General features: G+C 34.6%; 17 protein-coding genes. 7 read left to right on the plus strand and 10 right to left on the minus strand.

Going from position 1 to position 20,425, the window contains the following annotated elements; genetic code table 11:
• Complete coding sequence (locus NLJ00_RS08120) at positions 1 to 1,296, plus strand: gliding motility-associated protein GldE (RefSeq protein ID WP_256636844.1); 1,296 nt, start codon at positions 1 to 3, stop codon at positions 1,294 to 1,296.
• Positions 1,297 to 1,857 carry a gliding motility lipoprotein GldD gene (gene gldD, locus NLJ00_RS08125; RefSeq protein ID WP_053470129.1) on the plus strand — a complete coding sequence of 187 codons (561 nt, stop codon included), beginning with the start codon at positions 1,297 to 1,299 and terminating at the stop codon, positions 1,855 to 1,857.
• A gap of 58 nt (positions 1,858 to 1,915) precedes the next feature.
• Here the strand turns inward: gldD and NLJ00_RS08130 are convergent, their stop codons facing one another.
• Positions 1,916 to 2,293: a heavy-metal-associated domain-containing protein gene (locus tag NLJ00_RS08130; protein WP_256636845.1), complete on the minus strand. Its 378-nt coding sequence runs from the start codon at positions 2,291 to 2,293 to the stop codon at positions 1,916 to 1,918.
• A 101-nt stretch (positions 2,294 to 2,394) separates the two neighbouring features.
• On the opposite strand from NLJ00_RS08130, the gene NLJ00_RS08135 reads away from it, so the two are divergent.
• Together NLJ00_RS08135 and NLJ00_RS08140 are read left to right on the plus strand one after the other, a co-directional pair.
• Positions 2,395 to 3,261: a DMT family transporter gene (locus NLJ00_RS08135; RefSeq protein WP_256636846.1), complete on the plus strand. Its 867-nt coding sequence runs from the start codon at positions 2,395 to 2,397 to the stop codon at positions 3,259 to 3,261.
• 356 nt (positions 3,262 to 3,617) lie between these two features.
• On the plus strand, positions 3,618 to 3,851 hold the full coding sequence (locus NLJ00_RS08140) for a hypothetical protein (protein ID WP_256637463.1): 234 nt from the start codon (positions 3,618 to 3,620) through the stop codon (positions 3,849 to 3,851).
• A gap of 475 nt (positions 3,852 to 4,326) precedes the next feature.
• Here NLJ00_RS08140 and NLJ00_RS08145 read toward each other — a convergent pair whose 3' ends face one another.
• Entirely contained in the window at positions 4,327 to 6,375 is a 2,049-nt protein-coding gene (locus NLJ00_RS08145; protein ID WP_256636847.1) for a M16 family metallopeptidase, read from the minus strand.
• A 12-nt stretch (positions 6,376 to 6,387) separates the two neighbouring features.
• Positions 6,388 to 7,710, minus strand: coding sequence for a M16 family metallopeptidase (locus tag NLJ00_RS08150; RefSeq protein ID WP_256636848.1), 1,323 nt, complete (start codon positions 7,708 to 7,710; stop codon positions 6,388 to 6,390).
• Positions 7,711 to 7,986: 276 nt separating this feature from the next.
• Between NLJ00_RS08150 and rplU the strand changes: the two genes are divergently transcribed.
• The gene (gene rplU, locus NLJ00_RS08155; protein WP_053472561.1) at positions 7,987 to 8,427 is read left to right on the plus strand and encodes a 50S ribosomal protein L21; all 441 of its coding nucleotides are present in this window, start codon (positions 7,987 to 7,989) and stop codon (positions 8,425 to 8,427) included.
• A 24-nt stretch (positions 8,428 to 8,451) separates the two neighbouring features.
• Complete coding sequence (gene rpmA, locus NLJ00_RS08160; protein ID WP_012023622.1) at positions 8,452 to 8,712, plus strand: 50S ribosomal protein L27; 261 nt, start codon at positions 8,452 to 8,454, stop codon at positions 8,710 to 8,712.
• A gap of 347 nt (positions 8,713 to 9,059) precedes the next feature.
• Here the strand turns inward: rpmA and NLJ00_RS08165 are convergent, their stop codons facing one another.
• Both NLJ00_RS08165 and miaE read right to left on the minus strand, forming a co-directional pair.
• Positions 9,060 to 11,816, minus strand: coding sequence for an AsmA-like C-terminal region-containing protein (locus NLJ00_RS08165; protein ID WP_256636849.1), 2,757 nt, complete (start codon positions 11,814 to 11,816; stop codon positions 9,060 to 9,062).
• 47 nt (positions 11,817 to 11,863) lie between these two features.
• Entirely contained in the window at positions 11,864 to 12,445 is a 582-nt protein-coding gene (gene miaE, locus NLJ00_RS08170) for a tRNA-(ms[2]io[6]A)-hydroxylase (protein ID WP_053472563.1), read from the minus strand.
• A gap of 113 nt (positions 12,446 to 12,558) precedes the next feature.
• Here miaE and NLJ00_RS08175 point away from each other — a divergent pair, with 113 nt between their 5' ends.
• Positions 12,559 to 13,800 (plus strand): glycosyltransferase family 4 protein, encoded by a 1,242-nt coding sequence (locus NLJ00_RS08175; RefSeq protein WP_256636850.1) that lies wholly within the window; start codon positions 12,559 to 12,561, stop codon positions 13,798 to 13,800.
• Between the two features lie 55 nt (positions 13,801 to 13,855).
• On the opposite strand, the gene NLJ00_RS08180 is transcribed toward NLJ00_RS08175, so the two are convergent.
• The 5 genes from NLJ00_RS08180 to pdhA all read right to left on the minus strand — a co-directional run bounded on the left by NLJ00_RS08180 (position 13,856) and on the right by pdhA (position 20,293).
• Positions 13,856 to 14,731 (minus strand): helix-turn-helix domain-containing protein, encoded by an 876-nt coding sequence (locus NLJ00_RS08180; protein WP_256636851.1) that lies wholly within the window; start codon positions 14,729 to 14,731, stop codon positions 13,856 to 13,858.
• Between the two features lie 92 nt (positions 14,732 to 14,823).
• The gene (locus NLJ00_RS08185; protein ID WP_256636852.1) at positions 14,824 to 15,363 is read right to left on the minus strand and encodes a carboxymuconolactone decarboxylase family protein; all 540 of its coding nucleotides are present in this window, start codon (positions 15,361 to 15,363) and stop codon (positions 14,824 to 14,826) included.
• A gap of 342 nt (positions 15,364 to 15,705) precedes the next feature.
• Complete coding sequence (locus NLJ00_RS08190; protein WP_256636853.1) at positions 15,706 to 17,553, minus strand: hydrolase/aminopeptidase; 1,848 nt, start codon at positions 17,551 to 17,553, stop codon at positions 15,706 to 15,708.
• Between the two features lie 93 nt (positions 17,554 to 17,646).
• A complete protein-coding gene (locus NLJ00_RS08195) occupies positions 17,647 to 19,290 on the minus strand; it encodes a pyruvate dehydrogenase complex dihydrolipoamide acetyltransferase (RefSeq protein WP_256636854.1) in 1,644 nt (547 codons plus the stop codon).
• 4 nt (positions 19,291 to 19,294) lie between these two features.
• The gene (pdhA, locus tag NLJ00_RS08200; protein WP_053472631.1) at positions 19,295 to 20,293 is read right to left on the minus strand and encodes a pyruvate dehydrogenase (acetyl-transferring) E1 component subunit alpha; all 999 of its coding nucleotides are present in this window, start codon (positions 20,291 to 20,293) and stop codon (positions 19,295 to 19,297) included.
• Between the last annotated feature and the right edge of the window lie 132 nt (positions 20,294 to 20,425).

Consider the following 20,425-nt stretch of genomic DNA (forward strand, 5'->3'; position numbering starts at 1 on the left):
TTGGACCCGGAGCCCAGTTTATTATTTACTACAATTTTAGACACCAATTTAATCATTGGTTTTGTCGGAATATTTATTTTGCTGTTTCTTTCAGCAATTGTTTCAGGTGCCGAAGTTGCACTTTTTTCTTTATCTCAAAAAGATATTGACGACACGCTTCAGGAAAACCTATCAAAAGGAAAAATTATTTCTGATCTTTTAGATAAACCCAAAAAACTTTTAGCGACCTTATTAGTAGCCAATAACTTTTTAAATATTGGAGTCGTTATCCTGTTCTCTTTCATTGGCAGGAATATTTTTGCAGGAGTCGAATCGCCTGTTTTAAAATTTATTTTAGAAGTAGTTCTCGTTACTTTCCTTATCTTATTATTTGCAGAAGTTTTACCAAAAGTTTACGCCAGCCGAAACAATATAAAATTTGCCAAACGTTTTGCTTATTCCATTTCAATTTTAGATAAATTACTGTCGCCAATAAGCTTGCCTATGCGCAGTGTTACTTTATATTTGCACAATAAATTAGGAAAACAAAAAAACAGCTTTTCGATAAATCAGCTTTCTCAGGCTTTAGAATTGACAGATTCTGAAGGAACATCAACAGAAGAACAAAAAATATTAGAAGGAATTGTTTCTTTTGGAAATACAGATACAAAGCAGGTTATGAGTCCGAGGATTGATATATTTGCATTGGAAATTACAGAACCATTTTCGGCTATTTATCCTAAAATAATCGAAAAAGGATTTTCAAGAATTCCTATTTATCGAGATAATATTGACCAGATAGAAGGCGTTTTGTTTGTTAAGGATTTATTGCCCCATATTGACAAAGATAATTTTGACTGGGCATCTTTAATAAGAGAAGCATTTTTTGTTCCCGAAAATAAAAAACTGGATAACTTATTAAAGGATTTTCAAAGCCTTAAAAGCCACCTTGCAATTGTGGTTGATGAATATGGCGGAACTTCCGGTTTGGTTTCTTTAGAAGATATAATCGAAGAAATAGTAGGGGATATAAGCGATGAATTTGATGATGAAAATTTAAATTTCTCTCAAATTGATGAAAAGAATTTTCTTTTTGAAGGTAAAATAAATCTTAAAGATTTCTATAGAATTGTTGATGTCGACGAAGATATATTTGAATCTCATAAAGGCGAAGCCGAAACGCTTGCCGGATTTATTTTAGAAATCCTGGGGAATTTCCCTAAAAAAGATCAAAAAATAGCTTTTGAAAACTGTGTTTTTACAATAGAAACCGTTGATAAAAAGCGTGTAAAACAAATAAAAGTAACAATAGAATAAATGTTTAAAAGAATAATTTCGGTCGCGGTAATTTTGCTCACATTAACAGTGGTAAGCTGTAAAGACGACGTTTTGCCAAAACCTGCAAGTTTCCTTAGATTAGATTATCCAGAAGCTAAATATGTCAATTTTGAAAATAATTGTCCGTTTGCTTTCCAGATGAATGAAGATGCGATTATTAAAGGTGAAAAAGACTGCGGATTTGCAATCACCTATCCAAAAATGAAAGCTACGATTTATTTAACCTATAAACCTGTTCACGGCGATATTGAAAAGCTTTTAAAAGATGCTCAAAAATTGACTTACGAACACGTTATTAAAGCCGATGATATTTTAGAACAACCGTATTTAAACACCGAAAAGAAAGTTTACGGAATGTTTTATCAAGTGGATGGAAACGCGGCTACAAACTCTCAATTTTACGTTACAGACAGTACAAAACATTTTATAACAGGATCAGTTTATTTTTATGCAAAACCAAATTTTGATTCTGTAATGCCAGCCGCGAGTTATATCAAAAATGATATGCAGCGATTGATGGAAACATTAAAATGGAAATAAAGAAATAATAAAAACGGCGTTCATTTGAACGCCGTTTTTGTATTTATAAACTTTAAACTTACGATTTAAAATTCGAAACTTTATATGTTTTTCCGTCTCCGGTTTCCTGAACAACTTTAGTCAACGATTCAGAGTTTTGAACCGTTTTATCAAATGTAACAGTTGCTAATTTTTTATCAAAATCAACGGTTGCTTTTTCTACACCTTCTAAATTAGATAATTCCGTTTCGATAGTTTTGGCGCATCCAACCGCACAAGTCATTCCTTCAATATTAAAACTTGCTGTTTGTACGTTTTCGGCAGCAATTGGTTTATGTTCTTTTGCAGTAGATTTTTCAGCATTTATTACTGCCAAACTTTTATCTTCTTCTTTTTTACAGCTTACGAATACTAAACCAGCAATTGCTAATGAAGCTATGATTTTTGTGAATTTCATATTATAAGAATTTAATTTGCTAATAATGTTCTTTGCAAAATTACTAAAAATGAAGAGGCTAATTCGTAAAAATAGTACAAATTTGCAGTAAAATACTTTTTATGGATGCAAAACAGTTAAAGTGGGCTTACTTGCTAGTATTGTCACTAATTTGGGGAAGTTCTTTTATTTTAATCAAAAGAGGATTAGTTGGTTTAACCGCAATTCAGGTTGGATCTTTCCGAATTATTTTTGCAGCTCTTTTTTTATTGATTGTTGGTTTTAAAAGTTTAAAGAAGATATCGCGCTCCCAGTGGAAATTTGTTGCTTTAACTTCTTTTTTTGGCACTTTTACGCCAGCTTTTCTTTTTGCAATTGCAGAGACCGAAGTTGACAGCTCAATCGTGGCAATTTTAAATTCACTTACGCCTTTAAATACATTAGTTTTAGGAATACTTATTTTTGGAATTCAATTTCAAAAACGACAGGTTGTAGGGGTTTTTGTTGGATTAATTGGATGTTTGCTTTTGGTTTTAAGCGGAGCATCGGCACATCCTGGACAAAACTACTATTATGTTGGATTGGTTGTAATTGCAACTCTTTGTTATGCAATAAATGTTAATTTGATTAAAAGATATCTTCCTGATTTAAATTCGGTAAGTATTACAACAGGAAATTTTGCCGTTTTATTAATTCCGGCTTTGATTATTTTGAGCACAACAGATATTTCTCAAAAACTGACTTTTGAAGCAACACAGCATTCTATTTTCTTTGTCATGATTTTAGGAATTTTAGGAACGGGAATTGCCAATGTTTTGTTCTTTAAATTGATTCAGATTTCGTCTCCGGTTTTTGCAACTTCGGTTACTTATTTAATTCCTATTGTTGCTTTTTTCTGGGGATTATTAGATAATGAAATGCTTACACCAATTCAGTTTTTTGGCGCTTTTATTATTTTGATTGGAGTTTATTTATCGGCTAAGAAATAAAAACATTGACGAGCTTGACAAAGAAGGCTATAAAAGTTTTTTAGACGAAGTTTTGTCATTTCGACCGAAGGGAGAAATCGCACTAGAAACTCCGCAAAGAATGTCGTCAATCTTTGTCGAATCCCGTGTGCGATTTCTCCCTTCGGTCGAAATGACAAACTTTGAGGAAATATATTATTTGTAGTAATTTTCTTTTATTTTTTAATATATTTGAAGTTCCTATAAATGTCAAATATATGAACTCAAAGAAATTTTTGCCCGTGTGGTATGGTGGCGGTATTGGAAACAACCGTAACGCTTTTGACGGCGTAGGACACCTTAGCTATGCGGGTTTTTACTTCCTAATCGTCAAAATTATGAACACAAACGCCCTTTCAAAAGAAACAGAATTGAGATTAAATCATTTTTTCAACAATTCAATCGATCCTAAACTTATGGCAAAAACCATTCGAAAAGTGAATTATATACTTGCCTTAAGTATAATGCGGGATTGCGAAACAATGGAAACCGAAAAAATGAATCTTCAGGATGGTTTTTATTGGCTGAATGAATTAGCCGAAATTCTGAATCCTTATCTGGATGTTGAATGATCAAAACAAGAAAGGCTGTCGTAATTGACGGCCTTTCTTGTTTTTGCAGAAAGTCTTGTCACCCTGAGCGAAGTTTAAGGGCGTGCCAATTGGAACGGGGGCTTCGACTTCGCTCAGCCTGACAAAGCTATGCCAATGTCTGGTAAATTATTTACATGTCACCCTGAGCGAAGTCGAAGGTCGCAAAGAGCGTCGACATTGATGAGCTTGACAAAGAAGGCGATAAAAAGTTTTCTAGACGAAGCTTGTCATTTCGACCGAAGGGAGAAATCGCACTAGAAACTCCGTAAAGAATGTCGCCAATCTTTCGAATCCCGCGTGCGATTTCTCCCTTCGGTCGAAATGACAAAACTGTGTAAACAAAAAAAAGCTTTGTCAAAGTTTAAAACTTTGACAAAGCCTATGAGAAAAAAACTTTAGCAACTCAGAATCTCAGAACCTTTGTCTCTTTGTTTCTTTGCAACTTTGAACCTCTCTAAAGAAAATCTGCATCAGAAACTCCTTCGTTAATCTTGATATCTGTCATTTTGATATCTAATTCAAAACCTACATTTTGAACCAAATTAAAAGGAACTTTTACACCTTTTACTTCTCTGTAATCGTTGAAGTTTGTGATTTGTGTAACCGATTTTCCGTCTTGTTCACGAATTTTTGATTTTGCTACTTTCAATCCAGATTTTACATCATAATAATGAATTGTGTTACCATCTTTTATAGCATAAGCGTCGCTTCCGTTAATTGGCTCAATACTGTCTACTTTAAGATCTGTTCTTTTTACTAATTGTAACTCTTCAAAAGGAGCGGCGTTTGCTTTCATTTCTTTAAGATCATCGCCTTCAAGGTTTTTACGTTTTCCTTGCTGCTCGATATAAGCGCCTTTATCATTTACAACCTGTTTCATCAAATTCATAGTTCCCATAGAAAGAGAAATCATCATTTTTCCTTTAGAATCCAGTTTTGAAGTAAAAGTCAACGGAGCCGGAGCTTGCGGAACTTTTGTTGTTCCGTCCATATAAAGTGTTTTTACGGCAGATACGGCTTTTTCTCCGCCAATAGCTTTGATGTAATTTTCGAAAACCGTTTTTGCTGTAATTCCTGTTGGAGCTTCTTTTTTAACAGCTGGTTTTTCAATTGGATTTCCGTATTTATCAAAATAATAAATCGGAATTTGAAGTTTTTCTAAACCAGAAATCACGTCAGAACCTTTTCCAACAACAACAATTCGCATGTTGTCAAGCAAAAAGTATTTGTTTGCTACACGATAAATATCATCAGCAGTTACGTTTGTAATCGTCTGAATGTATTTTTCGTAGAAATCAGCCGGAAGTTTTTCTGTTTCAATGTTTAAAGCATAACGTGCCACAGCCTGAGGTTTTTCTACCTGCATTACAAAACGGCCAATATATCCTGCTTTTACATTTCTTAAAACTTCTGGATCTACTCTTTCAGTACGAACTCTTTTAATTTCTTTTATAAACTGAACGACAGCGCTGTCTGTAACGGCATTACGAACCGCAGACGAAGCTTTGAATTTAGTTACATATTTTCCGCTTCCAATGCTTGAATTTGCGCCGTAAGTCCACGCGTGCTGCTCGCGTAAATTCATATTTAAATAACTGTTGAAATCGCCTCCTAAAATTTGATTGGCAATTACAGCAGGGAAAAAATCAGGATCGCTCATTTTTAAATTTATAGTATTTACCAGCGAAATCTCTGACTGAACTGCATTTGGAACATCTACAAAATCAATTTGAAGTTTAGATGCATTTTCAGGATTTGGATAGGTATTTTTTGGAGCAGCTTGTTTTTTCCATCCGCCAAAAAGTTTTTCTACTGCTGATTTAGTTTCTTTAAACTTAACATCTCCAATAATAACTAAATAAGCATTTTCAGGTACAAAATAAGTAGCGTAATTTTTTTGAACGTCTTCAAGCGTTACATTTTTTACAGTTTCTTCAGAAAGGTATTCACCGTTAGGATGATTTTTTCCAAAGGCTAAAACATCTACAACACGATTTGCAATTGCCGGAACGCTTTTTTCATCGGCTTTAAGCCCTTCCAGTAATTTTGCTTTTTCCTTGTCAAATTCAGTCTGTGTGAAATTTGGCTGTAAAGCACCTTCGGCTAAAAGCTCTAAAACACGTCCTGAATATTTAGATAATGAACTTGCAAAAGCACCTTGTGATGTAAAATTGATGTTTGCACCGTAGAAATCAATTTCTTCATTAAAAGCTTCTTTCGCAGTTTTTTTGGTTCCATTACCAATTAAACTGCTGGTTAATTCATCAACACCTTTTTTATTTCCTTCAGTAAAAGGAGCGTTGTCCAGCGTAAGGTTAAAACTTACTCTTGGTAATTTATGGTTTTCGACAACCAGAACTTTCATACCGTTTGCCAAAACAAAGGTTTGAGGTTTTTTAATATTAACTACAGGCGGGTTTCCTGGTTTTGGTTGTGGACGATCTTGTGCTTGCATAATTCCAGTTAGGAATAAAATGATTAAAAATGTATGTAGATTTTTCATGATTCGATATTCTTAGTTCTGAGATTTTGGGGTAGGAATGTAATCTAAAATTAATCTCTGATTAGGGTTTAGATACTTCTTGGCTACTTCTCTAATTTCTTCTCTTGTAATAGAATGGTAAATATCAATTTCGGTATTAATTAAATTTACATCTCCGTAAAGTAAATAATACGAAGCCAGATTTTCTGCAATTCCTTCTACGCTTGCATTTGCATTCACAAAATTGTTATCGAATTTGTTTTGTAATTTTTCGCAATCTTTCTCAGAAATTAAATCGGTTTGAAGTTTTACGATTTCTTCATCCATTTCTTTTAAAATATCGGCTGTAGTATTTGGCGCCATTGGCAATCCATATAATATATAAGTTCCGTAATCTTCCTGACTAAAACCAACAGCACCAATTTGAAGCGCCATTTTTTTGTCGTCGACAATTTTTTTGTACAATTTAGAGCTTTTTCCGTCGCTTAAATAAGAGGAGATCAAATCTAAAACTCTAGCGTCTCTGGTTTTCATTGACGGCGTTCTGTATGAAGCCACAACCATTGGAATCTGAATGTTCGGATCTTCGTAAGTTGCTTTAATGGTCTGTGTGATTGGTTCTTCTGTGTAAGTTTGTTTTTTAACGTCTTCACCTTTTGGGATTGGTCCAAAATATTTCTGAACCCATTCTTTAGCTTTTGTTTTATCAAAATCTCCTGCAATTACTAAAACTGCATTATTTGGCGTATAGAATTTTTTATTAAAAGCCTGAAATTCTTCAAGAGTTGCAGCATCCAAATCTTTCATAGAACCAATTGTGGTCCAGCGATACGGATGATTTTTGAACATATTCTTTTTAACCTCAGGAAGAATATTTCCGTAAGGCTGATTGTCGTAACGCATTCTTTTTTCTTCTTTTACAACTTCATTTTGCGTGTCAACTCCAATCTTGTTGATAATGGGGTGCATCAATCTTTCAGATTCCATCCATAAACCCAATTCTAAATTGTTTGATGGGAAAACTTCATAATAATACGTTCTGTCGTCAGATGTGTTGGCATTGTTCACGCCGCCATTTGCGGTAACGATTTTCATCCATTCGCCGCGTTTTATATTTTGAGTTCCTTCAAATAATAAATGTTCGAAGAAATGTGCAAAACCAGTACGATCCGGACGTTCGTCTTTTGAACCTACGTGATACATTACAGAAGTAATAACCACGGGTGCCGAAGGATCGTTATGCAGAATAACATGCATGCCGTTATCTAAATTGTATTCTTCAAAAGCCACCTTTTGAGCATGAGCTACTCCGCCAAGCATTAGTGCTGCACTTAACATCATTATCGAATTTTTCATAAAGATTAATAAATTTAAATACCTAATAAAATATGTAGGTAGCCAAGAGTTGATTATAGTTACATCAAAAATAACTTTTTTTAATTATCATTTAGAGGTTTATCTTTGTTTTGATTGCAATTTAACAATCTTTTACCTCTAATTGAGGATTGAATTCTTTTAAAAAACCTTGAAAAACAACGATTAAACAGCTTAAAATTTTTTTACTATAAGAGATTGCACAGTAAATTATTAGTTGTATATTTGCAACCTTAAAAATCAATAAATCAATTTGGTATGTATGCAATCGTAGAGATAGCAGGGCAACAATTTAAAGTAAGCAAAGACTTAAAGGTTTATGTTCACCGTTTAGCTAATGAAGAAGGTTCAAAAGTTTCTTTTGACAAAGTTCTTTTATTAGATGATAATGGAAATGTAACTTTAGGCGCCCCAGCTATAGAAGGTGCTTCAGTAGAAGCTAAAGTGTTACAACACTTAAAAGGTGATAAAGTTATCGTTTTCAAAAAGAAAAGAAGAAAAGGATACAAAAAAAGAAATGGTCACAGACAATATCTTACACAAATTGTAATTGAAGGTATTACTGCAGCAGGAGGAACTAAAAAAGCAGCAGCTAAAAAAGCGGTTGTAGCAGAAGAAGCAGCTACTGAAGAAGTAGAAGCTCCTAAAGTGAAAAAAGCAGCAGCTCCTAAAGCGAAAAAAGAAGCTACTAAAGAATAATAACAATATTTAAACTCATACGTCATGGCTCACAAGAAAGGTGTCGGTAGTTCGAAGAATGGTAGAGAATCAGAATCAAAACGTTTAGGCGTTAAGATTTATGGTGGACAAGCTGCTATTGCTGGGAACATCATCGTTAGACAAAGAGGTTCAAAACACAATCCAGGTGAAAATGTTTACATTAGTAAAGATCACACACTACACGCAAGAGTAGCTGGAGTTGTTAAGTTCCAAAAGAAAAGAGATAACAAATCTTATGTTTCTATTATTCCTTTCGAGGCATAATTAACAAGATTTACTTTTTATAAAAAACCCGTTCTGAAAAGATCGGGTTTTTTGTTTTTATTATTTAAGATTAATTAACCACAATCTTGTCATTTCGACGTAAGGAGAAATCGCATTAGTATTTCGATAAAGATTGGTCATTGCGAGGAACGAAGCAATCTCACGTGCTAAATCAATTCTGATCATTGTTAGTGCGGTTGCTTCGTTCTTTGCAATGACAAAAATTGCGAAAACAGGATCGTCAAAAAAAAACCTTTGTCAAAGTTTTAAACTTTGACAAAGGTCTATAAGATTTATTCTAAGCTGATGAGAATTGGAATTTGGAATTTAAAAAATTGAAATTTATTTTATTCAGTATCCTTAGTTTCCTCTAAATCCTCAGTTTTGCGTCCCACTTTTACTTTAGGATTATCCTGAGTTCCGGTAACAGTTAACGGAATTCCGAATATTCCTAATGGAGGCAAGCCTAAACGCATTTTTAAATTCAATTTTCCGTCTAAACTTGTTGTTCCTTCAATTCTTGGTCTAAAGCCCGCAAACTTAAATTTAAAGCGTTCTACGGTCATGATATTATTCTTGATCGTACTTTTAATGTCTACTTTTGAAACATCCGGATTTTTCATCGATTCAGAACTTGTTTGTTTGCTTACTGCATTAAACATTTTCAATCCTCGTACTTTTACATCTTTTACAGAAAGTACTCCACCGCCAACAAGCGAAGGATAAACAGGTTCCATCTTTCCGTTTAAACGTCCTTTTAATTGATAATCTAACGAAACAATTCCCTGCGCTTTTTCGGCTGCGCTTGCCATTTTTCTAAAAACTTCTATTTCGTTGTAAGCTCTTTTGATATCAAAGTCTGATGCTTTTATGGCGTAATCAAAATTTGCTTTTTGCGGCGTTACAGCTTGATAATTCGCATTCATGGCAACCTTGCAGCCAATTAAATCAAATCCTGTGTTCTGCATTGTCAATTTACCCTTGTTCATGGTTAAATGACCCGTTGCATTTTGAAGGTTTAATTTGTCGAAATTTACTTTTTGGGCATTTGCCAATAATTGTAAATTCAGGTTTGTTGGAATAATAATAACGCCGGTTTGTGCAGCTTCGGTTTTTGTTTCTGGTTTTGGAGCTGCATTTTTTGTTACAGAAGCATTTGCAGATGTATTCGACATAAATTCATCAACATTAATATATCGTGCCGAAACATTAAAAGAACCTTTTAAAACGCCTGTATTTGTGGTTGCGTAATTAAAAACATTTTGCAGATAACCATTCATTTTAAAATCAGATTGTCCGTAAGCAGCTGTGAAATTATTAAACGACATTTTATCCTGATTGATTTTGAAAATTCCTTCTTTAATAATGAATTTTTTAGGAAGATACTCAGACGCAATGCCAATGTTTCTTAACTCAAGCGTTCCTTTGTTATATAATTTGTTGTAGTTTCCTTTTTCGGCATCGCTTTGTTTTCCTTTTAAAACTAAATCAGCTTTTACGAAACCATCCAGATCCAGTCCTTTTTGAGAAAACACTTTATAGATTCTGTTTACATCCAGTTCTCCTTTTGCTTTAATGTCGTAAGCTAAGTCATTAAAATCACTCAAATCAGCTTCTACAAAAACAGGTTTTCCTTCAAAAGTAAATTGAGCCGGTTTTAGCTTTATTTTTAAATCGTCAAAAGTTCCTTTTTGATTGTCGATTTTAGATTTTATCGTAATATTAGTTATCGGGTTTGGGTAATATTTTGTTTTTACATATCCATTTTCTAAATCAAAAACACCTTTTGTAACAGGGAAAAGTTTGTTTTTTTGATCGAATTTCCCATTCGCCTGAATATCTCCTGCTAAAGAACCTTTTAATTCAACATCTGGAATTCCGAGTGCTTTTGTTAGTTTGCTCAGGTCAATTTTAGCTTTAAAATCGGCATTAATTTCTGGCGTGTTTGCACCTTTTACAAAGAATTTAGATTTTATATAATCCTTATTAATGTTTAAGGATAGGTTTTTAGCATCAACCGTTAAAAGGTCCGGGTTTAAAGATTGAACTTTTGTTTTAACTTCGAGATTTAAATTAGAAACCGGAAATGCACTTTTGTTATAATTCACAAATCCGTTGTCGATTTTTACATCCAGGTTTAAATCTGGAGCAATATTTTGCGAAGTAATATAATCTCCTTTTAGAGTAAAAAGTAAAGTCGTATTTCCTTTTAATTCTGTTTTTGAAAGCCATGTAATGTATTTTGGCGGAAAAGCTGTAAATACATCATACAAATCACTGTTGTCAGATTTAATTACAAAATCCATATTGTAACCATCTTTTAAAATGTCGAATTTCCCTTTAAAATCGACCAAAAGCTGATTGATTTTTAAGTTGTTCTGCTGGAAGAAAAAGGAGAGCGAGTTGATGTTTACTTTGGTAATTAAATCGGCATCAATTTTTTTATTCATTAAATACGGTTCATCTTCATAAATGATATTTAATTTTTCAATTTTTGCTTTTGAAGATAAGTCGAAAACCGCCTTGTTCAAATCGCCTTTTCCTAAGTAATTAAATCCTAAAGCATCAAAATGAACTTTTGTTGATTTGTCATCATAGATAATTTTGCTGTTTAAAATTTCAATTCGTTCTAATTTTAAAGCAGTATCTGTACTGTCTTTTGTTTCTGCGGCTTTAGCCTGCGATTTATAAATGTTGTAATTCGCTTCTCCGTTTGGATTGACTTTTACATTGATAAAAGAATCTGATAAATAAATTTGGTCAATTTTTACCGATTTACTAAAAATCAAACTGGCTACGTTTATTCCAAAAGAAACCTCTTTTGCCGTAATGAATTTTTCGTTTTTGTATGGCGCTGAACCGTTAAGACTCAAATTGTCTAAGGTTAAAGTCAGTGACGGAAAATGACGGAAAAACGAAACCGAAACATCAGAATAATTCAACTCTGCGCTTAGTCTTTCGTTAGCTGTTTTTTTGATCTGTTCTTTAATTTGATCTTCAAAAACGATAGGCGTTAAAAATAATAGTGCTAAAATAACAGCGAAAGTTATCCCTAAATACTTCGCAATTTTAAATACGATTGATCTGGATTTACTTTTTTGCATAGCAGTTTGTGGTGTTTAAATAAAAATAGAGTGAAAAAAAGCGTAATTTATCCGTGAACGGTTTCTGATTTACCATAATTGGTAATGATAGAACCTTCATATTCAATCCATTCTTTCCATCGTTTATCGATGTCGATATTGTCCTGATATTTTCTGGCAAACCCTAGAAAAGTAGTATAATGTCCGGCTTCAGAAATCATTAAATCGCGGTAGAATTTAGCTAATTCTTCATCTTTTATGTTTTCAGAAAGTACTTTAAAACGCTCACAGCTGCGGGCTTCGATCATGGCCGAAAATAATAAACGGTCGCAGAGCGCATCACGTCGGCTTCCGTCTTTTTTCATGAATTTAAAAAGCTCATTTACATAATGGTCTTTTCGTTCGCGTCCTAAAGTTAGTCCGCGTTTTTTTATAACATCATGAACCATTTGTAAATGCTCCAGTTCTTCGCGGGCAATTACAAGCATTTCGGTAACTAATTCTTCTAATTCAGAGTTGTAAGTCACAATACTGATTGCGTTTGAGGCTGCTTTTTGTTCGCACCATGCATGATCAGTTAAAATTTCTTCAATATTTGACTCAACGATATTGACCCAGCGAGGGTCTGTAGCTAATTTTAATCCCAACATAATTTCCCAGCATTTAATTCTTGCAAAATTAGTGATTTTTATTACTAAAAGTCACGAAATGTCGTGCGATTGCGCGGAAAAAAGCATTATTTTGTATGTTAAAATAAATAACGATGAATCAGCTAAAAAAACTTCTCATAATTGGGTTTGTCTGGCCTGAGCCAAATTCTTCAGCAGCAGGCGGAAGGATGATGCAGTTAATTTCTATTTTCAAGGAAAATGGATTTGAAATTACATTTGTAAGTGCGGCTCTGGACAGTGATTTTATGGTTGATTTATCTAAATTTGGAGTTACTAAAAAAAGTATCGAACTTAATTCTGCCAGTTTTGATGATTTTATAATCGAATTAAATCCAAATGTCGTTTTGTTTGATCGTTTTATGATTGAAGAACAATTTGGCTGGCGTGTAACGGAAAACTGTCCAAATGCGATCAGAATTTTAGATACCGAAGATTTACATTGTCTTCGAACTGCACGCCAAAAAGCTTTTAAAGAAAATCGAGATTTTGAAATAGCAGATTTGTTTTCTGAAGAAGTGGCAAAACGAGAAATTGCCAGTATTTTAAGATGTGATTTATCCCTGATTATTTCTGAATTTGAAATGAATATCCTGCAAGATGTTTTCAGAATAAATAAAGATTTACTTTTCTACCTACCTTTTTTGGTTGATAAAATGTCTGAAGATGATTTTTCGAAATTACCTTTATTTGAAGATCGAAAGAGTTTTGTTTTTATCGGGAATTTTCTTCATGAACCCAATTGGAATACGGTTCAATATTTAAAAGAAGCGATTTGGCCTTCGATAAAAAAAGATTTTCCAGAAGCGGTTTTAGAAGTTTATGGCGCTTATCCGTCGCAAAAAGTATTGCAATTGCATCAGCCCAAAAATGGATTTTTTATTATGGGAAGGGCAGAAGATGCAAATGAAGTGGTAAAAAATGCCAGAGTTGTTTTGGCGCCAATTCGTTTTGGAGCCGGTTTAAAAGGAAAATTATTAGAAGCCATGCACTGCGGAACGCCAAGTGTAACGACTTCAATTGGTTCAGAAGCTATGCATGCTAATTTACCCTGGAACGGATTTATTGAAGATGATACGTCCGAATTTGCTCAAAAAGCAATTGCACTTTATCAGGATGAAAATCTTTGGAAACAAGCTCAAAAAAACGGAATTGCCATTATTAATGAATGTTATCAGAAGGATAAATATTCAGATGAATTAGTGTCTTTTGTAAATTCATTATTGACGGATTCCAAAAGTCATCGTCTTCATAATTTTATGGGGAATTTATTGCAGCATCACGCTTATAAAAGCACAATGTATATGTCAAAATGGATTGAAGCGAAGAATAAGTAATCAGTACCAGTTTACAGTAATCAGCAGACTGAGACTGAAAAACTGTAACTCTAAACTAAGCTTCCATTTTTCCAAAACCTACCGTTTCACGATAAATTTGCGGCGAAACATCAGCATTTGTTTTAAAAAATCGGCTGAAATAATGTTCGTCGTCATAACCCAATTCATAAGCGATTTCTTTTACCGTTTTGTTGGTCATGTATAACTCTCTTTTGGCTTCAATAATGATTCTTTCGGCAATTAAATCGGTTAGGGTTTTGTTGAAATAATTCTTGGATAATTTTGCCAGAGCTTTAGGTGAAATGTTCAGTAAATCAGCATAATTTCCGGCGGAATGCTTGGTTTTGAAGTTGAGTTCAATAGCGTCTTTTAAATTTTGAAGAATCACAGGTTCTTTAGAATCCGGAACTGATTTCATTTCTTCTAATTGTTCTGTTTTTAATCGGGAAGCCGTTATTAAAAAGATTTTTAAATAGGAAATAAGCAATTCGTATTGTGCTAGTTCTGCATTTTGAATTTCGGTTTTCATTTGGTCTAAAACCATTGCAAAAGTCTGTGCTGCCTGTTCTGTAATTTTTGTGTAAGGCGGCTGGTAAACGTTGTTGAATAAAACGCCGTTGCAGGAAACTTCTTTTTGATGCATATGAATGCAGAAAAAATCAGGATGAAAATGAATTGCAATTCCTTCAATTGGTTCGTTTACGCAAAGCATAAAAGGCTGATAAGGCGAAAAGGCGAGAAGTGAGTTTTCTTCAAATTGATGTTCAGCAAAATCGGCTTTTACTTTGCCTTTTCCTTTGGTAACCCAAATTAATGAGAAAAAATTATTTCGCTGTAAATGATCAAAATGACTGTTGTCATCAAATGGCAGCAGTTTAAAAGCTAGATTTCCATTTTGCGGATTAATTAAAGTGAAAACATTCTGACTCATGATTTGTTGTGGTTTTTGGAAATATAAAGATAGTCATGAATTGAATTCACAACTATCTTTATAAATTGTTTTTTGTTTGAATCTTTTTGAAATTATAGGCTTGAAACTTCTGGGAAATCAATTTGTGTATTGGCAGTATTGTTGAAATAGTTTGTTAAAACATTCAATGCTACGTGTGCTACAGTTTCTGCAATTTCGGCATCAGAAACCCCTGCGTTTTTAGCTTTGTTTACATCTTCGTCGCTTACTAATCCGTTTTTGCTGATTAATGTTTTGGCCAATTGTAAAATAGCTTCTGTTTTAGCATCTGCAGAATTTCCTTTTCTTGCATCTTGTAAAACTTGTGCGTCTGTTTTTAATAGTTTTCCGCCAATAAAAGTGTGCGCTGCTACACAGTAATCACATGAATTGCTTTCTGAAACTGCTAAGGCAATTAATTCACCTGTTTTTGCACTTAATTTTCCGTGGCTTAATGCACCGCTAAAATTTAAATATCCTTCCAAAACTGCTGGTGAATTTCCCATTGTTCTCATCATGTTTGGAACTACACCTAATTTTGATTGCACTGCGTTGAATAAATCTTTAGTTTTTCCTGTTACTTCTTCTGGGTTTAATGCTGTTAATCGTGTCATTTTATTTAATTTTTTATGTTATTTATTAGTTGTTGTCTTTTGAAATTACAAAGGTGCGACGATTACAGATTTTAGAACATGGAGAATTTACGCTATGTGGTGGACAATTTTCCCTAGGTAATTTTTTGAATAAAAAAATCCCCGATTACATTCGTAATCGGGGATTTGAATAATTATGATTTTATCCCGAAGGGATTATATATCGGTAGAAAAGAATATTACGCATTGTGGTCATTTGTCCCGTGAGGGACTAAACCAATTCGTTATAATGTGTAGTCCCTGACGGGACAATGGAAACGACGGTATTTTTTTTCTACCGATATATAATCCCTTCGGGATATTTTATTTTAAAATGCCTTCAACCGCCTGAATTGTTGTAGCGTGATAACCAGATTTTGCTTTTTCAAAAATTTGATTTGCCCAAACTTTTCCTTCTGGTGTTTTTACCATTTCTTTATAAAGCATCATTACAGATCCTGTTCTGCTGATTCCGATTAAAAATTGTTCAATTGCAGGATAAGCAGGTTTATATTGGTGAATTAGTGCTTGTACAAACCATTGGCGCTTGATGATAAAATTTCCACCTTTTGTAAAGTTGAATTCATTGTCAATTGCTTCCATTTCTTTTGCTGTAATATCAGCTGGAAGATGATCTATAAAGTGCTGTTTTTCTGCTGTAGTTGTGATTTTTTTACTTAAACCTGCAACACCAGTTTCTCTCCAGCTTTTTTGAATTTTATCGATAGCATCAAAATCCACAGAACTTACCGGAAGAATATTTGATGGAATTCCCGGTTTGTAAATCCAGTCGTCTAATTTGATTTTATCAGCTAATGCTTTGTCACCTTTGATAAGGTTTTCGTTTAAATATTTTACGAAATCTTCTGTAGTAATTGATTTGAAAGCATGTGAGTCAAAATAATTCTTAATGAACGGATCGAATTTATCACGTCCAACAGCGTTTTCAATAACTCTTAAAAATGCATATCCTTTTACGTAAGGAATTTGACTGATTCCGTCGTCAGGATTTCTTCCAGTCAGCGAAACTTTAAGTCTTGTGTCTGGACTTGTATCTCCATATTCTGCTACATTATCAACTAATTCTTTGTTTGTGATAACATTTTGCATTTCAAATTCTTTCTTTCCAAAGATTGCTTCGCCAATGCGGTGTTCTACATAAGTTGTAAAACCTTCGTTTAACCAAATGTCATCCCAAGTTGCATTTGTAACTAAATTTCCGCTCCAGCTGTGGCCTAATTCGTGTGCTAATAAGCTAGTTAGTGAACGATCTCCAGCGATAACACCCGGAGTTAAAAATGTTAAGTTTGGATTTTCCATTCCTCCGTAAGGAAAACTTGGAGGTAAAACCAAAACATCGTAACGTCCCCAACGATATGGGCCGTAAAGTTTTTCGGCAGCGACAACCATATTTCCAAGTTCGGCAAATTCCCAAGCCGATTTTTTTAGCATTGATGGTTCTGCATAAACTCCGGTTCTATTGTCGATTGCCTGAAATTCTATATTTCCAACTGCAATTGCCATTAAATAAGATGGAATTGCTTTGTCTTGTTTAAAAGTATAGACTCCGGTATCATTTTTCTTCTGCGGATTTACAGCGCTCATTACGGCTAATAAATCTTTAGGAACGGTAACTTTTGCATTATAGGTAAAACGAATTCCCGGTGAATCCTGACATGGAATCCAGGTTCTTGACCAAACGCTTTCTCCCTGAGAGAAAAGGAAAGGTTTCTTTTTATCTGCAGTTTGTGCCGGTAAAAGCCATTGTAATGCAACAGCATCTTTAGTTGTGCTGTAATAGATGTTTACTTTGGTTGTATTTGGTTCAATCGTAATGTGAAGAGGTTTTCCGTGAAATTCGACATCTTTTCCAAGTTCAAATTTGGTTTCTTTTTCGTCGTCACCTAAAGTTACTTTGGTAATGTTTAGCGTGTTTTCGTCGAAAATAATCTCGTTTCCTTTACTGATGTTGTCAATTGTCCACGAAGCTTTTCCTGAAATAGTCTGCGTATCAAAATCAACTTTAATGTCAAGATCAAGGTGTTTAACTACAGCAAGTTCTGGTTTAGAATAACTGTGTTCATCAACAACGCTGGTTGGTTTTTCTGTTTGATCTTTTTTCTGGCAGGCTATTGCTGTAAGAAACAAGATTAGAAAGGTTAGTTTTTTCATATTATGAAGTATTGAATTTTGAGGATGAAAATTAAACAAAAAATCCCGTTTTGAATAAGCAAAACGGGATTTAATTATAAAATTAACAACTAATTACGCCAGCATTGTAACTGGGCTTTCGATGTATTGTTTTAATGTTTGTAAGAACTGAGCTCCAGTTGCACCGTCAATTGTTCTGTGGTCACAAGCTAATGATAACATCATTGTGTTTCCAACTACGATTTGACCGTTTTTAACTACGGGTTTCTCAACAATTGCACCTACAGAAAGGATTGCAGAGTTTGGCTGGTTGATAATTGAATTGAATTCAGTAATACCAAACATTCCAAGGTTAGATACTGTAAAAGTACTTCCTTCCATTTCTTGTGGTCCAAGTTTTTTGTTTTTAGCTCTTCCTGCAAGATCTCTTACAGCAGCACCAATTTGAGATAAACTCATAGCGTCTGTAAATTTCAATACAGGAACTACTAATCCGTCTTCAACTGCTACAGCAACACCAATATTTACGTGGTGGTTGATGATGATTGCATCTTCTTTCCACTGAGAGTTGATTTTTGGATGTTTTTTCAATGCTAAAGCACAAGCTTTAATTACCATATCGTTGAAAGATACTTTTGTATCCGGAACAGTATTGATTGTTGCTCTTGCACCCATTGCTTCGTCCATGCTTACTTCGATCACTAAGTTGTAGTGAGGCGCAGTAAATAATGATTCAGCAAGACGTTTAGCAATAATTTTACGCATTTGAGAGTTTTTGATCTCTTCTGTGTAAACTTCTCCGGCAGGAACAAATATTTTCGCAGCAGCAGGAGCAGAAGTTTCTTCTTTAGCGGCTGGTGCTGAAGCAGTAGTTTGTGCTTGTGCAGATGGAGTAAAGTTCTCGATATCGCTTTTTACGATACGTCCGTTTTCTCCAGAACCTTTAACTTGGTTCAATTGAATTCCTTTATCAGAAGCAATTTTCTTGGCTAAAGGTGAAGCTAAAATTCTTCCTCCGTTAGAGTTGTCAGCCACAGCAGCTTCTTGTGCTTTTTCAGCAGCAGGAGCTGCTTTTGTTTCTTCTGCAGCAGGAGCACTTGCAGCGCCTCCGGCAGTATAGTTGTCAGCAATTCCAGAAATATCAGTTCCAGCTGGTCCAATAATAGCTAATAAGCTGTCAACTGGAGCAGTGTTTCCTTCTTGAATTCCGATGTATAATAATGTTCCAGCATTGAAAGACTCAAACTCCATAGTAGCTTTGTCTGTTTCAATTTCTGCTAAAATATCACCTTCAGCTACAGTATCACCTACTTTTTTCAACCAAGTTGCTACTGTACCTTCAGTCATTGTATCACTCAAACGTGGCATAGTTACTACTACAACACCTTTTGGTAATTCAGCTGCAGCTTTTGCAGGAGCAGCAGTTTCTGTTTTTGCTTCTGCAGCAGGAGCGTCCGCTTTTGGAGCTTCAGTAGCAGCAGGAGCGTCACCACCAGCTAAAAGAGCAGAAATATCTTCTCCTTCTTTGCCAATGATTGCTAATAATGAATCAACAGGAGCGGTTTCTCCAGCTTGAATTCCAATATGTAAAAGAGTTCCTTCGTTAAAAGATTCGAACTCCATTGTTGCTTTGTCTGTTTCAATTTCAGCTAAGATATCTCCTTCGCTAATTTTGTCGCCTACTTTTTTTAACCAAGTCGCTACCGTTCCTTCCGTCATAGTATCGCTCAAACGAGGCATTGTTACTTTAATCGCCATGATGTTATAGTTTATGAGGTGTAAATGGATAGTCTTCTTGTGCGTATACTACATCGTATAATTGTTGTAAGTCTGGATATGGAGATTCTTCAGCGAATTTCTGGCATTCCTCAACTAAGTCTTTAACTCTTTGGTCAATTACTTCAATTTCTTCTTCTGTAGCATATTTTTGATCCAAGATTACATCAAGAACCTGAGTAATTGGGTCAATTTTTTTGTACTCTTCTACCTCTTCTTTAGAACGGTATAATTGTGCATCAGACATAGAGTGTCCTCTGTAACGGTACGTTTTCATTTCAAGGAAAGTTGGTCCGTCTCCGCGACGTGCTCTTTCGATAGCTTCGTGCATTGCTTCGGCAACTTTTACAGGATTCATTCCGTCAACAGGTCCGCAAGGCATTTCATAACCTAAACCTAATTTCCAGATATCAGTATGGTTTGCAGTTCTTTCTACAGAAGTTCCCATTGCATAACCGTTGTTTTCAACGATAAATACAACTGGTAATTTCCATAACATAGCCATGTTGAAAGCTTCGTGTAAAGAACCTTGTCTCGCAGCTCCGTCACCAAAGTAAGTCATAGTAACTCCGCCAGTATTGAAATACTTATCAGCGAAAGCTAAACCTGCACCAACAGGAATTTGACCACCAACGATTCCGTGACCTCCGTAAAAACGGTGTTCTTTAGAAAAGATGTGCATTGAACCTCCCATGCCTTTAGAAGTTCCGGTAACTTTTCCTAAAAGTTCTGCCATTACGTTTCTAGGATCAACTCCCATACCAATAGGCTGAACGTGATTTCTGTATGCAGTAATCATTTTGTCTTTAGTCAGGTCCATAGCGTGCAGAGCGCCCGCTAATACAGCTTCCTGACCATTATATAGGTGTAAAAAACCTCTAACTTTTTGTTGAATGTATAATGCTGCAAGTTTGTCTTCAAACTTTCTCCAAAGCAGCATGTCTTCGTACCACTTTAAATATACCTCTTTTGTAACTTCTTTCATCTGAATTCTTTCTTTTGCTAAAGTTGTTTGTGTTATCAATTGTTGCCTGTAACGCAAAATAGTTTCCTCCCACAAATTTGCGCCCGAAAGGTCGGGATGCAAAAATAAGACATTCCGTTTAAGAACTAAAAT

This window comes from Flavobacterium panici, from assembly GCF_024499525.1.
Classification (GTDB): Bacteria; Bacteroidota; Bacteroidia; order Flavobacteriales; family Flavobacteriaceae; genus Flavobacterium; species Flavobacterium panici.